The sequence below is a fragment of the Collinsella sp. LCP19S3_F2 genome (assembly GCF_052121015.1).
Classification (GTDB): domain Bacteria; phylum Actinomycetota; class Coriobacteriia; order Coriobacteriales; family Coriobacteriaceae; genus Collinsella.
Genome location: NZ_JBQKFA010000014.1, coordinates 14178 through 29883 on the forward strand (window position 1 = coordinate 14178; position 15706 = coordinate 29883).

Annotated in this window: 13 protein-coding genes and 1 tRNA gene; 11 read left to right on the top strand and 3 right to left on the bottom strand. The window is 59.0% G+C overall.

Annotated elements, in window-relative coordinates; translation table 11 throughout:
* Positions 1–2 precede the first annotated feature (2 nt).
* From ACTQX9_RS09010 to ACTQX9_RS09030, 5 genes are all read left to right on the top strand, one after another.
* Positions 3–1181, top strand: a complete 1179-nt coding sequence (locus ACTQX9_RS09010; RefSeq protein WP_441541282.1) for a cysteine desulfurase family protein — start codon at positions 3–5, stop codon at positions 1179–1181.
* Positions 1178–1987, top strand: coding sequence for a Nif3-like dinuclear metal center hexameric protein (locus tag ACTQX9_RS09015; RefSeq protein ID WP_441541284.1), 810 nt, complete (start codon positions 1178–1180; stop codon positions 1985–1987). Before ACTQX9_RS09010 ends, ACTQX9_RS09015 begins: the two co-directional genes overlap by 4 nt.
* On the top strand, positions 1984–2703 hold the full coding sequence (locus ACTQX9_RS09020; RefSeq protein WP_441541286.1) for a zinc ribbon domain-containing protein: 720 nt from the start codon (positions 1984–1986) through the stop codon (positions 2701–2703). Before ACTQX9_RS09015 ends, ACTQX9_RS09020 begins: the two co-directional genes overlap by 4 nt.
* Positions 2704–2705: 2 nt before the next feature.
* Positions 2706–3920, top strand: a complete 1215-nt coding sequence (gene coaBC, locus ACTQX9_RS09025) for a bifunctional phosphopantothenoylcysteine decarboxylase/phosphopantothenate--cysteine ligase CoaBC (RefSeq protein ID WP_441541288.1) — start codon at positions 2706–2708, stop codon at positions 3918–3920.
* An 80-nt stretch (positions 3921–4000) separates the two neighbouring features.
* Positions 4001–4077, top strand: a tRNA-Pro gene (locus ACTQX9_RS09030).
* Between the two features lie 862 nt (positions 4078–4939).
* On the opposite strand, the gene ACTQX9_RS09035 is transcribed toward ACTQX9_RS09030, so the two are convergent.
* From ACTQX9_RS09035 to ACTQX9_RS09045, 3 genes are all read right to left on the bottom strand, one after another.
* On the bottom strand, positions 4940–6961 hold the full coding sequence (locus ACTQX9_RS09035) for a gamma-glutamylcyclotransferase family protein (protein ID WP_441541290.1): 2022 nt from the start codon (positions 6959–6961) through the stop codon (positions 4940–4942).
* A 349-nt stretch (positions 6962–7310) separates the two neighbouring features.
* Positions 7311–8273, bottom strand: coding sequence for a helix-turn-helix domain-containing protein (locus ACTQX9_RS09040; RefSeq protein ID WP_441541292.1), 963 nt, complete (start codon positions 8271–8273; stop codon positions 7311–7313).
* A gap of 687 nt (positions 8274–8960) precedes the next feature.
* On the bottom strand, positions 8961–9752 hold the full coding sequence (locus ACTQX9_RS09045) for a 7beta-hydroxysteroid dehydrogenase (protein WP_154516391.1): 792 nt from the start codon (positions 9750–9752) through the stop codon (positions 8961–8963).
* 664 nt (positions 9753–10416) lie between these two features.
* Between ACTQX9_RS09045 and ACTQX9_RS09050 the strand changes: the two genes are divergently transcribed.
* From ACTQX9_RS09050 to ACTQX9_RS09075, 6 genes are all read left to right on the top strand, one after another.
* The gene (locus tag ACTQX9_RS09050; protein ID WP_441541294.1) at positions 10417–11121 is read left to right on the top strand and encodes a CDP-alcohol phosphatidyltransferase family protein; all 705 of its coding nucleotides are present in this window, start codon (positions 10417–10419) and stop codon (positions 11119–11121) included.
* 66 nt (positions 11122–11187) lie between these two features.
* The gene (locus ACTQX9_RS09055) at positions 11188–11622 is read left to right on the top strand and encodes an FHA domain-containing protein (RefSeq protein WP_195838557.1); all 435 of its coding nucleotides are present in this window, start codon (positions 11188–11190) and stop codon (positions 11620–11622) included.
* Positions 11623–11625: 3 nt separating this feature from the next.
* On the top strand, positions 11626–12510 hold the full coding sequence (ftsR, locus tag ACTQX9_RS09060; RefSeq protein WP_154516382.1) for a transcriptional regulator FtsR: 885 nt from the start codon (positions 11626–11628) through the stop codon (positions 12508–12510).
* 38 nt (positions 12511–12548) lie between these two features.
* Complete coding sequence (locus ACTQX9_RS09065) at positions 12549–13079, top strand: adenine phosphoribosyltransferase (protein WP_441541296.1); 531 nt, start codon at positions 12549–12551, stop codon at positions 13077–13079.
* Between the two features lie 32 nt (positions 13080–13111).
* Positions 13112–14233 carry a coiled-coil domain-containing protein gene (locus ACTQX9_RS09070; protein WP_441541298.1) on the top strand — a complete coding sequence of 374 codons (1122 nt, stop codon included), beginning with the start codon at positions 13112–13114 and terminating at the stop codon, positions 14231–14233.
* A gap of 178 nt (positions 14234–14411) precedes the next feature.
* Positions 14412–15278: a DegV family protein gene (locus tag ACTQX9_RS09075; RefSeq protein WP_427726790.1), complete on the top strand. Its 867-nt coding sequence runs from the start codon at positions 14412–14414 to the stop codon at positions 15276–15278.
* Positions 15279–15706: the final 428 nt, after the last annotated feature.

Consider the following 15706-nt stretch of genomic DNA (forward strand, 5'->3'; position numbering starts at 1 on the left):
TTATGACCGCAGGTCAAAACCGCATACCCGTGAATCTTGACTATGCCGCCTCGACGCCCATGCGCGCCGAGGCGCTCCTTGCGCAGCGCGAATATGACGACAGCGAACTTGCAGGCGTCAACCCCAACTCGCTGCACTCGCTCGGCCGCAAGGCTGCCGCACGTCTGGAGGTTGCACGCCGCGAGATCGCCCGCAGCTTTGGCGCGCGCGTTCGCCCGTCCGAGATCATCCTTACCAACGGCGGTACCGAGGCCAACCAGCTGGCGCTCCTCGGACTTGCCGAGGGTGCTCGTCAGCGCGATCGTAAGCGCGATCGCGTGATCGTGTCTGCGATCGAGCATGATTCGATCCTGGACAACCTATCGCTGCTGCGAGCCGCGGGCTTTACCGTCGACCTGGTGCAGCCCTGCCGTGCGGGCTACATCGAGCCTGCCGCGCTGAGCGACTTGTTGGGCGACGACGTCGCGCTCGTGAGCATCATGGCCGCCAACAACGAGACCGGCGTGGTGCAGCCCATCCGCGAGCTTGCCGCGGCTGCGCACACCGCGGGCGCCCTGTTCCACACCGATGCCATCCAGGGCTATCTGCATATTCCGCTCGATGTGAACGAGCTGGGCGTCGATGCTATGACCGTTGCAGCACACAAGATTGGCGGCCCCGTAGCCTCCGGCGCGTTATACCTAAAAAGCCGCACGCCGCTGCGCCCCCGCATCTTTGGCGGAGGACAGGAAGCCGGACGTCGTGCCGGCACGCAGGACCTGCGCACGCAGCTGGCCTTTGCCGCTGCCGCCTCGTCTCTGGCGCCCCATGTGGCTCAGGAGCGCGAGAAGCTGCAAGCCCTTTCCGACAAGCTCTACGCCACGCTCACGGCCCATCCGCGCATCCACGCCACCATGGGCGACTACACGCAGGCCGACCGTCTGCCCGGCATGGTATCGATCTATATTGACGGCATGGACTCCGAGGAGCTCATCATCAAGCTTGACGCCGCCGGCTTTGAGGTTTCGGCCGGATCGGCTTGCTCGAGCGGCAGCATGGACCCGAGCCACGTGCTCAGCGCCATGGGCATTGGTCGCGAGCAGGCGCTGGGCGCACTGCGCATCTCCTTCGATGACCGCGTGAATCCGACCGATCTGGACGACTTTGCCCACACGCTGCTCTCGATTGTAGGTGCCGCATGATCGTCGCCGAGCTCGAGCGCACCCTGCTGGCACGCTATCCCAAGACGGACGCCGAGCCCTGGGACCACGTAGGCTTATCCGTTGGCGACCCCGACGGCGAGATCCGCGGCGTTGCCTGCGCGCTTGACGCTACCAGGGACAACGTGCAGCGCGCCTTGGAAGCCGGAGCCAACGTGTTGCTCACGCATCATCCCGTCTACATCAAGGCGCCCGAGTCGTTTTGCCCGCCCAGCGCAACGCGCCCCCAATGCAGCGCGGCGCTCTACGAGGCGGCCCGCTGCGGGGTGAGCATTATCTCGCTCCACACCAACCTGGACCGCTCGCACGAGGCACGCATCTGCCTAAGTAAGCTGTTGGACGCAGCGCCTGCAAGCTCGTTGGAGCACGTGGACGACCCCAAGGCCTGCGGCCTGGGAGTTTTTGCGACACTCAACGACCCGTGCACGCTGCGCGATCTTGCCGCCCGTGCTGCCACGGCCTTTGGCAGCGACCCACGCGTATGGGGCGATGCCGAGCGCCCGTGCCGCACCGTCGCCATTCTGGGCGGCTCCCTCGGCGACTTTGGCGAGCTTGCCATCGCCGCCGGTGCGGATGTCATCGTGACGGGCGAGGCGGGCTATCACGTGGCGCAAGACCTTGCCTTGCGCGGGCTGAGCGTGATTCTGCTCGGCCACGATCGCTCCGAGGAGCCATTCGTGGATATCTTGATGAACTCTGCGGTTGACGCCGGGGTCGACCCCCGTCATGCGATTAAAATACTGAACCCTTGCCAATGGTGGACTGTGACAAAAGGAGAGAACTTATGAGCGCCGGCGCTACGCTACTCAAGCTGCAACAGATCGATTTGGAGCTCGCCCGCAACAAGAGCGAACTTGCCAATATGCCGGAGCTCAAGGAGCTCGCCTCAAAGCGCAAAACCTATGTAAAGCTTAAGTCCGAAATGACCAAGCTCTATGCTCAGCGCAAGGACCTCGACATTGAGCTGGACGATCTCAACACCACCGAGATCCAGACCAACAACGCCATCGAGGCCGCCAAGAAACGCCACGTCGACGGCTCTGACTACCGCGAGGTCCAGGATCTGGAAAACGAGCTCGCCACCCTGGCCAAGCGACTGGACAAGATTGAGCACACCCGCAAGGATGTCGTTGTCGCCCACAAGGAGGCGCTCGACCGTGAGGCTCGCGCGGAGGCCATCATCGCCAAATTCGAGGAGGGCGTGAAGGCCGACACCAAGGCCGCCCGTGACAAGGCCGCCGACCTCCAGGCCCAGATTGATGCCGCCACCAAGGAGCGCACCGCGCTTGCCGCCACGCTGCCGACCGACGTTCTCACCGACTACGAGCGTCTACTCAAGCAGTTCCGTGGCCTGGCCGTCGAGACCATCAAGGGCAACATCCCCACGGTCTGCCACACCGCGCTGCAGGCGTCGTCCATGAGCGACCTCAACCACGACGGTAGTGAGATTACGCACTGCCCGTACTGCCACCGCCTGCTCGTGCTCCCCAACAAGGAAGCCTAACAATGACGACGGCACCCGACAATTCAATGCAACTTGAGGGAAAAACGATCCTGCTGGGCATTACCGGCGGGATCGCCGCCTATAAGTCGTGCAATATCGTGCGCCTGCTGCAAAAACGCGGCGCACGCGTCAAGGTCGTTATGAGCGAGCATGCCACGGAGTTTGTGGGTCCGCTCACCTTTCGCGCGCTCACGGGCGAGCCGGTCGCTGTGGGTCTGTTCGACGACCCCTCCGACCCCATCCACCATATCTCGCTGGCGCAGGAGCCCGACTTGGTGGTCGTGGCGCCCGCGACGGCCAATATCATCGCTAAGATGGCCAACGGCATCGCCGATGACCTCATCTCCACCACGCTGCTTGCCACGCCGCGTCCTATCGTGGTTGCGCCGGCCATGAACAATGGCATGTGGAAGGCGCCGGCCACGCAGGCCAACATGACCACGCTGCGCGAGCGCGGTGTCCACGTTGTTGGTCCGGGTAGCGGCTACCTTGCCTGCGGCGATGTGGACACGGGACGCATGAGCGAGCCCGAGGACATCGTCGAGGCCGTCTGCAAGCTGCTCGACCCCGCTCCTCAGGACTTTGTGGGCAAGCGCATCGTGATCACCGCCGGCCCCACGCACGAACCGATCGACCCCGTGCGCTTCATTGGCAACCGTTCATCGGGCAAGATGGGTGTCGCCCTGGCGGGGGAGGCCGCGCGCCGCGGTGCCGCCGTCACGCTCGTGCTGGGACCGACATCGCTCGACGTTCCCTGCGGTGTAGAGTGCGTGCGCGTACAAACCGCCGCGGAAATGCTCCAGGCTGCGCTGAGCGCCTTCCAGACGGCCGACGCGGCCATTTGTGCCGCCGCCGTCGCCGACTACACGCCTGCGGCCCCGGCGAACCATAAACTCAAAAAGGCCAACGAGCGCCTGGATCGAATTGAGCTCGTCGAGACCGTTGACATCCTGGCCGAACTCTCACGCCAAAAGGGCGATCGCCGTGTAATCGGCTTTGCGGCCGAGACCGATAACGTCGTGGAGTACGCGCAGCGCAAACTCGTGCGCAAGGGTTGCGATGCCATTATCGCCAACGATGTCTCGCGCGCCGATTCGGGCTTTGGAACCGATACCAACAAGGCCTGGATAGTGAGTACAGCGGGCACGCAAGAACTTCCCGTACTAACAAAACCCCAGCTCGCAGATACAATTTTAGACTTGCTTCAAAATTTGTAAAAAAGTTCTTGCACAAGGACAAAGTTTCGGGTTACTATACTCCCTGTTGCGAGCGAGAGCAGAGCAACAAACAAAAGCTTCGGGACGTGGCGCAGCTTGGTAGCGCACTTGACTGGGGGTCAAGGGGTCGCTGGTTCGAATCCAGTCGTCCCGACCAGAAGTTTACAGGTCAGGCACCTAGTGCCTGGCCTTTTTTTATCAGGAATCATCAGGGAATCACCGGAGAATCACCGGCTGTTTTTTAGCCAATAAAGACACGCCCTTCTACCTGCACTTTTGTAGAATCTCGGTTTTAATGGATCCCCCCTTCACTTTCTTTCCATATTTGTTGAATTCACTGATTCGTTTTGATTCCACATTTGTAGTCTATCTAGCCTAAATTTTTCTACATACGCGAAAATCACCTACCTGTGCCTAGCTACTGCGGCTACGACATCCAAGCCAACTGTCCCGCCCTGCTTCACTAATTCCCCGCACGTTTGCACGGAACCCCGACACCGCCCAAGGGCCGCGATACTTTTTCGATTTCTTTCGGCAGCGAGAGGAAGGCTTCCGTGCCTGCCGAAACAAGGCACTGCGCTCCAAAAAGCTAACGCCGCGGGTATTAAGCCGACACCGCTACGGTGCCACCGGCCATCGCTGCGGGCACCTGCGGCGTAATCGCCCCAGAGTCCGCCATCTGGGCCGCCATGCCGGCGAAGTCCTAGGCGACGGCGTGAGCGTGCGGCTCAGGGCGGCGTTCGCGCCGTCATTCTCGTGCGACCTCAAGAGAGTGCGTCGGCGCGGGCTCGACTAGGGCGAGCTCGCCACCGTCATCGACTTCATCGTCGAGAACGCCCCGAAGCGCTGGAGGAACTTCATAGACGCCGCATGCGCACGCTCAAGGGCGCATTGAGGGGCAGGGCTGAGGGCTTTAGGATCGGGGCTTGGGACTAGAAGGGGGCTCGGAAGTCGCGGGTCAGGATTCGAACATCGACCCACGCGCTTGGCGATTCTTACCAGTTCAGACGGCTTGCAGGCTATTCGCGCTGCGGGAGAGACTCGCACCACTGCAGCAATGCGCTCAACATAGCGGGCTTGTCTTGCACGAACTGTTCACGCCTCACACCGCGGCGCGGCTCAAAGCGAATGACGTAACCCCTGTTGTCCAGGTACACGTCATAGCTTTCGGGGGCGCCGGGCAGGTTCAGCGCTACATGGCGCGTGCTGCGAATGCGTTGCGGCGCCTCCGTAAGAGACTCGTTGGGCAGCTGACCGCCGCATATCTCTTCTAGTGCGCGGAAGCGGCGTCCGAAGCTCAGGTAACCGTGGCAACCGCTGTCTGCATGCCCGGCACAGCAGAACTGCGTTTTATAACCCTTATCGTTCAGTATGCGCACATGGGGCTGCAGCTCGTGGTCGATCGCTACCAGGTGATCAGGGCGCTTGCCGCATTCGCATTCGCTCAAGGGCTTAAAGCACTTCGGGCACACGAACAGCATGCACTTCATGGTTTGCTCGGACGTGAGCTCTGTGATGCCCAGGGCTGCGATTTCTGCCGCAGGGGCTTCGGGCTGCACGCAGGGGCAGCCGCTTGCGCGCAGAATTGCGTCGATGCGAGCCACGGTGGTGCGCTCCATTTTCAGGGCGATGGCTTCGTCGCGCATCGCGCCAAACGCTTCGATGTCTTTCGTAACTGCAGAAAGCGGGGTTCGCCGAGAGATGTACACGAATGCGTTCTTTTCCCTCGCAGCGGGTTCGCCCTCAATCTTCACCGTGACGCCGGCTTTTGCATAGGTGCCGTACTGCACGCCATTCGCTTTGTCCAGCGTCTGGACCTCGCCCCGCGTGAGACCATGCCACAGCACGCCTTCCACAAACGATCCTTCCATGCGCATGATGGTGGGACGGCCCTTCGCGTCGCACGCCAGCGTGTAGCCATAGAGCTTCGCCTTGGTTGCATAAACATGGTGACCGCCCTCGAGCTTTTTGGCAATGCGGTCATGGCTGATGTCAAATCCATATGCGAAGTACGGGGTTTCCGCATACTCGCGGGTGTCGGCGGAGTGTTCGCGCGCGTCGAACGCCGGGCCAGAGGGGCGATTAAAGTTGTGCACGTCAAACTCAGGCAGGCTGTTGCACCAGTCGAGCAGGGTGCGCAGCAGGGCTTTGCGCTGCCTTTCGAACTCATCCAGCGTAAGGGAGTAGCTAAGGTCTGCCCGCAGCGCGGGGTCGCTGCTGCGCACCGCGCGGAACCCTTCGGGGACGTCGATCTTGTAACCGAACTCGCCTGGGGTCTTGATTGACAAGTAGATGCGGTGAGACCCGCAGAAGGTGGCCTCACTCGCTTCCATCACCTGGTAGCGCTTAGAGCGCAGGATGCGTCCATGCTGCTGAAGGCCACGGGGGAAACGGCGTGCGTAGTAACCGGTGTAACGGCATGTGCAATCGGCGATCTGGTGACCTTCACCGCACACGAAGTCGGCGTATTCGCGTGCAGCGGGGAGGTCGATCTTGGCTGCGCCATACGCCGCCGACTCTTCTTGCGCGCGCAAGCGGTCCAGGCTGTCGGCGCGCATGTCGGACATCTGCGCCAAGGTTGCCTCATCAAGCTGCATCACGCGGCCGGCTTCGACCACGCGGTCGATGTAATCGTACTTTTCGGTGTACCTGCGCAGCGGGGTGCGCTCAGAGATGTAGACCATCGCCTCAAGGGTTGCGGGAACCACATCGCCTTCGCGCCCAACGGTCACCGTTTCCTTGCGGTAACAACCAGATGCAATGCCTTCGTAGCGGTCGAGAGACGCCACGTGAGAGCTATCGAGCGCCCACAGCGCGCCTTGCACATGCGACCCCTCGCGCTTGGTGATGGTGAGGTATCCGGCGGTGTCGAACGCCAGTTCATAGCCGTTCAGGGTCGCTTTGCCCAGCAGCACCGCGCCGGGGCAGCGGGTTTCAACTTGATGGATATCAAGGTTGCTACCGTACGCGAAGTTGATGATCGAGGGTGCAGTCTCGGGGTGACGGGCTGAGGCGTTGTTGCGCTTCTCGTTGTACTTCATGGTTCACGCCTTTCGGTGTTGTGATGGGCTTCGGTCGCTCGAGCTGATTGCAGCATACAGTCTGAAGCCGAAAAGGCGTGAAAACCTGAGATTGTCATTTTAAGAAATAGAACGAAAAGGACGGCCATGCACGAAATCGCGCAGGCAGAAAGCGCTGTTCGAGGCGCATCCTGCGAAAGGATACCCGTTCAGAAGGGTTGTTGCCAGTTTTTATCGATTCGATTTTTTACGAGCGCACGAAGAGGTTGCGTTTAGAAAAACGCAAGGGCGGCTGTTTCGCCTGTAAGCAAACATGAAATCGGCCGCAGCGGTACCGCCTGGGAGGGCGGACGAGGGACTTGGCCGCAACCTAATCCCCGGGTGCGGCTGCTACGCTCACTACTTGAGAATCGTCGACCGCCCAGTATCTGCCATCCAAAAGTTTAAACACGATATAGCTGCCGTCTTTGCTTATTTCGGCGGCGTTTACGCATTTCTGAAGATCGGCGTGGCGCGCGTAGCGGCCGTCGAGCTTATCTCCATTTACAAGCACGACTTCAAGATTGAGACCCATCTTCTCGTACATGACAATGCGATCTAAAACGGACACCTCGCTTGAGTCGAAGTCGGGCCTTAGCCCAGCGAGGCGAACCCCTCGCTCATCCAACGCTTTGTCGATTCCGCCCTTGGCGTAGTCGCTCAGCTGGTAATAGATTCTGCGCGCGAGATCATCTGCCACGACGCGCTCTGGGTCCCCGCCTGACCGTTCCGCTCGAAACTCGCCTAATGCCGACAGCATCAGGTACACCTCATGCAATCGCAGCGGCAGAAAGATCGGGTGAGCCGTCGACTTCAGGCCGCCGCGGCTTGTCGGCTCGGCCTTGATGTAGGAGTCGCCAAAACGCACGCCGTCTGCCAGGGCGCTCAGGCGCTTTTGCACCGCCGTGCGCGAGCAGCCCAGGTACGCGGCGATCGCTTGCTGGGTCATTCCCTTATGCGCCGCTTTGAGCAGCATGAGATTTGCCTCGTCCGTGCCTATGAACGACTTGTCCAGGTTGTAGTGGCGCTTTTTTGGGGCGCCGCCGATCTCGTTGCCCTTTTCGAACAGCTCGTGCACGCTCAGGAACAATTCATGGCGGCCGTTGCTTTGGGGACCTTCCTCTGAGTTGGCATAATCTGCCAGCGCCTTGCAAAACAAGCGATAGTTTTCGTCAGTGACGAAAATGGGCCACTGCATGTTGTGAAAGCGTGTGCCTTCACGTGTGTCGGCGAATTTCGCATACGCAGACTCAGGATCGCAACCGACCCTTTCCGCAATTTCCGCAACTCTCATGCCAATCCCTTCCGCAACCCAATCACACGCACGAAAAACCTATCAAGCCAGAAGATTGATGTGGCAAAAAAGAAGAAGAGGCATTACACCCCTCCTTCCGGACAGCCTGTATCCCGGTTCCCTGCCTGCCAGTTCGCCCTCCCCGAAACCCTCGGGGCGCTGTGGGGTCGAGCCCCTCCGCATGGAAAATTCTATCGCGGCCATGCCCGCTATGCGTGTCACGCACACCACGCCAAACGTCAGGTTTACCAGCCGGGACTGAGCCCTCTTTCGAGAGCAGGGTTATATTAGCATCTATAAACTCGAAAACCCTGCCGCATTTGATGAGTACCAAGAAAAAGGTCTACACCTTGAATATCAACCTCATCCGAACACCTCCCGCATTCATCCGAACAAGTACGGATGAATGCGGGAATCCGATACCCTGAGGGCCGGATCGGCCGAGCCACTGGGCACAAGCGGGACACGGTCCAGAGGATGCCGGGGCGCGGGGTCCCGTGCGGGGAGATCGCGAGGGAGCCGAGCAGGTCGCCCTCGACGATGAGAGCAGAGATACCGTCGCGCCCACCCACGAAAAGAGGGTTCCCTCGCAGGCGCCGCATCCGCACGCCCCCGCAAAGAAACCCTCGCACTCGCATCTCTACCTGCGAACCCGCACGTGCCCTCGCGCACGCGCCGCGGCAGCCGCTAGTCGCGGTAGAACGAGCCCATGTAGCGGATGTACTCGTCCTCGGTGTGGTTGGCCTTCCAGTCGTGGACGGAGTCCTTGTTGCGCTGGCCGGCGATGACGGAGAGCTCCTTACCCAGCTTCTCAAAGGCCTCGTCGACGCACTCCTCGGGGGTGAGGGCGATCTTCATGACGGCCTCGCCCTGCGGGCCGCCGGGGAGGTTGGACAGCAGGCTGGGGGTTAGGGTGGTGCCGAGGGTGATGACCTCGACGTCGACACCGGTGCCCTCGCACTCGCAGGCCACGGCCTCGGTCATCTTGAGGATGAAGGCCTTGCCCGCGCCGTACTGGCCGTTCCAGGGGCTGGAGCTGATGCCGGTCATCGACGAGACGTTGATCACGGCGCCGCGGTCCTGGGCGGCAAAGATCCGCATGTAGTGGTGGAAGCACTTGAGGAAGGTCACGACGTTGACGTTGATCATGGCCTCGTGCTTCTCCCAGGGAGTGTCCTGGATCTTGCCGAAGCTGTGCAGGCAGGCCACGTAGCTCATGAAGCCCATGTCCAGGCCCTCGGTCGCGGCGAAGACGGTCTCGGCAGCGTCGGGCTGGCTAAAGTCGGCGCGCACGACCTTGGTCTCCACGCCGTAGGTCTCACGGATCTCGCCGGCGAGCACGTTCAGCTTCTCCTCGCGACGGCCGACCATGACGACATTCATGCCGCCGGCGGCGATCTTCTCGCAGAACGCCTTGCCGACGCCCTCGGTCGCGCCCAGGATCAGGCCCCACTCACCGTACTTTTCCCTCAGGTTCATACTGCATCCTCTCTCTCGATGCCCATGCGGGCACCTCTCCTTTAGCGTGCGGCCGCTCAGCCGCATACGGTGCGCCATTATGCGCTGAACAAGAGGGGAGTGCGTTCACGACTTTGCGAACGAACCCGAAACAACGATGAACGGTATCGGTCTATCACCACAATGAAACCCTTGCAGTATCAAGAGGGGAGGTGCTGGCGGGTGGAACCAAAAGGTGAACGCCGCCATCTCTAGCTCCACCTTATCGGGTTTCCCGTCGCAAGCGATGCTTCAAAGAGCTTGCGCAGCGAAACGTTGGCGAAGGTCCAGGACCACGCTTTGCTGCTGCCCACTGTGACTCGGCCCTCGGCTCTGCGTAGAACCCGAAGCCGCTTTTGCAGTCGATGCGATTGACCCCGTCGAGGTCGGTGAGGGTGTAGCTTTCGCCCTCTCCATCCTGGCTCGAGCGTCCCTTGCGCTCGAAAGCAAAGTGACTTGACGCGAAGAGCACCTCACCATCGCCGTTATTTTTTGGCATCTTTGGGGGCTGATGTACACAAAAGCGATAAACATCCCGGCCGATACCGTCCTCCACATGTCTGGACTCTCTATGCTCGCGCTGGATAGACATCGCCAGAACGGGTATAGTATCGAGAGTTTTGTCGTTTACCAGCGGGGGAGTCCTGTGGGCATCAAAAAGAAGATCAAAAAGGAGCTTATCGGCACCTCCGATTACCCGTCGAATAAGATTTTCACGATCTCCAATTTCATTACCTTCACGCGCCTGGTCCTCACGCTGGTCTTCCTGTACCTGTTTGTGACGGACAACAACCGTGTCGTCGCCATTGTCATCTATGCCATCGCGGCCTCCACCGACTGGATGGACGGTCAGATTGCCCGCATGACTAAAACGGTCTCGTGGCTCGGCAAGGTTATGGATCCCATCTGCGACCGTGCGCTGCTATTTACAGGCGTTTTAGGTCTCGTGGTTCGCGGCGAGCTTCCCATCTGGGTCTGCGTGCTCATCATTGGGCGCGATATCTACCTGGGCATCGGCACGCTCATCGTGCGCCACTACCACCGCCGCCCCATCGACGTAGTATTTCCCGGCAAGATTGCCACGGCGCTGCTCATGACCGGCTTCTCGCTCATGCTGCTGGGCTTTCCCGTCGTGGACGGCTGGCATCTGCTGCCCGCCACGTTCACGGCCTTCCCGGGCCTCAACGGCAGCTCGGTACCGCTTGGCATCTTTTTTGTGTATGGCGGCGTCATCTTTTCCATGCTCACCGCTGTCATCTATTCCATTAAGGGCGGAGCGGCCATTAAACAGGCTGTTTCGCATCCAGAGGACGAAGACGTCGACTTTCTTAACCCCGAAATCGAAGACTAAGCCATTGGGGTATTATTACGTACAGTTCATTCTTTGCGGCATGTCCGCGTTAAGTTAGGGGTTGTCATGGACAACATGGTTAACAATATGCCTCAAAACGATAAGACTGCCGACGCAACCTGCGTCTTCCGTGTGCCTTCGAGCGACGTTACCGTTCCCGATCTTATGGCGAACGTTCGCATCACTGCCCCCGTTCTGTCTATTGTCAAGGGGCCGCAGACCGGTGCTGCCTTTGAACTCGAGGATGACGTGACCACCATTGGCCGCGATCCGGCAAACGGCATTTTCCTCAATGACATGACCGTATCGCGTAGCCACGCACGCATTATTCGCGAGGGTCTGGCTGCTCGCATCGAGGACTTAGGCTCGCTCAACGGCACGTGGGTTGACGGCGCTATCGTCAATGCCGCCCCGCTGCACGACGGATCTTCAGTCCAGATCGGTACGTTCACGCTCATCTACCACGAGAGCACGCCGGAGCGCATCGAAACCGGTGAGTAGGGCATGGCCGAACGCAACTATCTGAGTATCGGCCAAGTCGTCAATTTACTTCGAGGCGCATACCCCGATCTTTCGAACTCAAAAATTAGATTTCTAGAAGATGAGGGGCTCATCACCCCTCATCGTACGCCAAAGGGGTATCGCCAATACTCCAAGGAGGACGTTGACCGTCTAGAGGTCATTCTGCACCTGCAGAAGACGCGCTACATGCCGCTCAACGTGATCAAGCAACGTCTGGAAAACGCCACAGATCTCTCCACGCTTGCCTACGAGGTGGGTCTGCTGTCCGATGTTCCGCTCAAGACGGAACCAAAGGAAACCAAGCAGAAACTGCACCCCATCGAGACCATTCCGGATATGTTGGGCGTCGAGATCTCGTTTATTCGCTCCTTGGCCGAAAACGACCTGATTCGCATTATCAAGAGTCCGCAGAACCGCGAGCTCGTCGACGGGCGCGATTTTCCGATTATCCGCTACTGTTCTGAACTGTCACGCTTTCATATCGAGCCGCGAAACCTTCGTCAGTACGTATCATCCGCCAACCGCGAGTCTTCGATGTTCGAGCAAGTGCTCGTGAGTATGCTTGGCATGGACACCTCCGATGACGAACGTGATGCCAAGCTCGAACGCGCGTTTAAGAAGTTACATGACCTCACCGAGGGCGTGCATACTGCGCTGCTCAAGAACCGCGTATTTGAGTCACTCAACGCCGTAGTCGAGGACGCCGATATCGATGCCCTCGATGAGGAGATCGCACGCTCCGAATCAACCAAGGCCAAAAGCGAAGAGGCATCTGCCTCCGCGGTCCCCGTGCGCGAGGAATCCCTCGTGCAGCCGCTTAAGGTTGTCGCCCCCTCGCACACCGGCACCGCCAGCGCGGACAAATAAATGCTTCTACAAACCAGCCTCCCATGAAAGGTCACACCATGTACGACTTCGAATCTCACATCGTCGACATCCCCGACTATCCCGAGCCCGGAGTCGTCTTTAAGGACATCACGCCGCTCTTTAGCAATCCCGAAGCACTTAAAGCCATGGTCGACGCGCTAGCGGAGCATTTCTCCGGTATGGGCATCACTAAGGTTGTAGGACCCGAGGCTCGCGGTTTTATGGTAGGCGTGCCTGTTGCCGTGGCACTCGGCGCGGGCTTTGTTCCTGCACGTAAACCGGGAAAACTGCCACGTAAGACCGTTAGCCAGGAATACGAGCTCGAGTATGGAACCGATTCGATTGAGATTCACGTCGATGCCATCAGCTCTAAAGATACCGTGTTGATTCTGGACGACTTGGTCGCGACGGGCGGAACCGTCGAGGCAACAGGTAAACTGGTGCGAGATATGCGCGCAAAGCTCGTAGGTTATGGTTGTATCCTTGAGCTTGCGTTTCTTAATCCGCGCAAGAAGCTCACGCCTTCTAACGAGGACGTTGAGCTCTTTAGCCTGGTAACGGTGGACTAGCCGCTACCCTTAGATACTGGAAAGGAAGCTCCATGCGCACAGCAAACACGCACAAAAACATGGCACGCTGCGCAGCTACGGCAACCCTCGCTTGTGTTTTGGGCTTGGGCCTCGCGGCTCCTGTCTATGCCGATACCGCGTCCGATCTTGCCGCCGCTCGTACAAAACTCGAGCAGATCGGTACGCAAACCCAGCAAATTCATGAAGAACTCTCCGCTCAGACGCAGGAGCTTGATCAGACTGCAGGCGAGATCACGCAAAAGCAGCAAGAGATTGCCGAGGGCCAGGCAAAGCTTTCGTCCTACGTTGCCGGTGAGTACAAGACCGGCGGTCTGAGTCTCCTTCAGGTTCTGACGGGCGTCGACGATCTGGGCGATATGCTCAACCGTTTGTTCTACTACGGCAAGGTTTCCGACAAGCAGGCCCAGACCATTCAGGAGGTCAAGAACCTTAAGCAGCAGCTCACCGATAAGCAGGCCGAGCAGGAGAAGAACGTCGCCGCGACGCAGAAGAAGGTCGACGAACTCAACGCCCAGCAGGCTGAGGCCCAGAGTGTCGTGAACTCCCTGGATTCACAGCTGCAGGCCGAGCTTGCTGCCGAGGCCGAGGCGAACGCCGCGCTGCAGGCTGGCATAAATGCCAGCACCGCCGAAAAGGCCACGGTGAGCAACGACACCGCCGGTACGACCGAGAACACCAACAATGGTGGCGGTACGACCAACAACGGCGGCGGCAACACTCCTGCGCCCGCTCCCGCTCCTGCTCCCACGCCGCAGCCCTCGACGCCCGCCCCGGCACCGGCCCCTTCCGCGCCGAGCCAGTCCGTTGACGGCGGCAGCGTTGTCTCTCGCGCTTATAGCAAGCTTGGTTGCGCTTATTCCTGGGGCGGTATTGGCCCGAACAGCTTTGACTGCTCCGGCTTTGTAAGCTACTGCCTCACCGGTCGCTACTGCCGCCTGGGCACTACCGGCACCTTCATGGGTTGGCCCCGTGTTTCTGATCCTCAGCCGGGCGACGTCGTTGTTAACTCTTACCACACCGGCATCTACATTGGTAACGGCCAGATGATCCATGCTTCCGACTACAGCACGGGCGTTATCATCAGCTCCGTTGCCGCTGGCATGAACAACAATTATATTTTCGTTCGCTATTAAGTGTTTTTAACTCAGCTAACGAAAGTGGACCTCGTATCCTTTGGGAGCGAGGTCCATTGTTTTATCTCGACCGCCCATTTTGTGTGTAAACTACAATCTAGTTTTGAATACTAGATATGCGCAGCATCTATCCAAAAGATAGCTATAATTGTTGAGGAACAACTAGAAAGGACCCTCAATGAGCTGGGCACTCATCTCAGATTCGAGCTGCAATCTTCGCGATTGGCAACCAACCGCACCTCATACCACCTTTGCATTTGCACCCCTTAAGATCCGAGTGGGGGAGCGTGAATTTGTCGACGATCTCTCGCTCGATGTTCACGAGCTTAATGTTGCCATTCAATCGGAATCCAGCGCATCATCGAGCTCCTGCCCAAGCGTAGGGGAGTGGGCTGAGCTCTTTAAGCTCGCCGACAAGACGATCTGCATGCCCATCTCCGAGGGCGTCTCGGGAAGCTACAATGCCGCGGCCACTGCGCGTGACATGGTGCTTGCCGAAGAGCCCAATCGTAAGATTCACCTGGTTAATTCGCGCGCAGCAGGCGGCAAGATGGACCTGATCTTCTTACTGTTTGATCGCTATCTTGCAAGTAAACCGGATGCCTCCTTTGAGGAAGCCTGCGCCTACTTCGATAGCTTGGAGCAGAACAGCAAGATCCTCTTTAGTTTATGCAATTACGAAAACCTTGCGAAGGCCGGACGTATCCCCAAGGCGGCCGGTGTTATTGCCAACAAGCTCAACATCCGCATTTTGGGCACGGCGAGCGAAGCGGGCGAAATTGAACTCGTTGGGCATACGCGTGGCGAAAAGAAGATGCTCACCAAGATTGTCGACACCATGGAGGCCGAGGGTTTCACGGGCGGCGAGGTCATCATCGATCACGTTGAGAACGAAGCTGGAGCCCAAGCGCTTGCCGACCGCATTGTGGAGCACTGGCCAGGCTCCAAGACTATCATCATGCCCTGCAACGGCCTTGATTCCTATTACGCCGAGATGCATGGTCTCATCATCGGCTACGGCATGGGCATGGCTTCGGGCCAATAAAGCTCAACCAAGCTAAAACGCGGACGGGACAAAGTGACTGATGGCTCTTTTGCTGGGGTTAGATAGCGATACTTTTTACATCTAATTGCCCGCTGATACCGCGCCTGTCCTGTACGCTGATAGCGCAACGCTCCAATCGTCAAGACTTTGTTTTCCGCAAGCCATTTTTGGATTTCGCACATACGCACGCCGCTAACAAACATAGCGAAAACCTGTTTGACAATCGGCGCGGTTTCCGGGTCGGGTATAAGGTGGTGGCGGTTGTTCGGGTCTGGGATATAGCCGTATGGATATTCCCCGTTGACGCGCTCGCCTTTTAATATGAGAAAGCCATTGTCAATAGGCGTGTTTGTTCGAGCCCGGTTTTAAACCGGGCTTTTTCGTTTCCCGTCGGGAGGGCCCGCGCACGCTGCACGTTTAGTCGACGC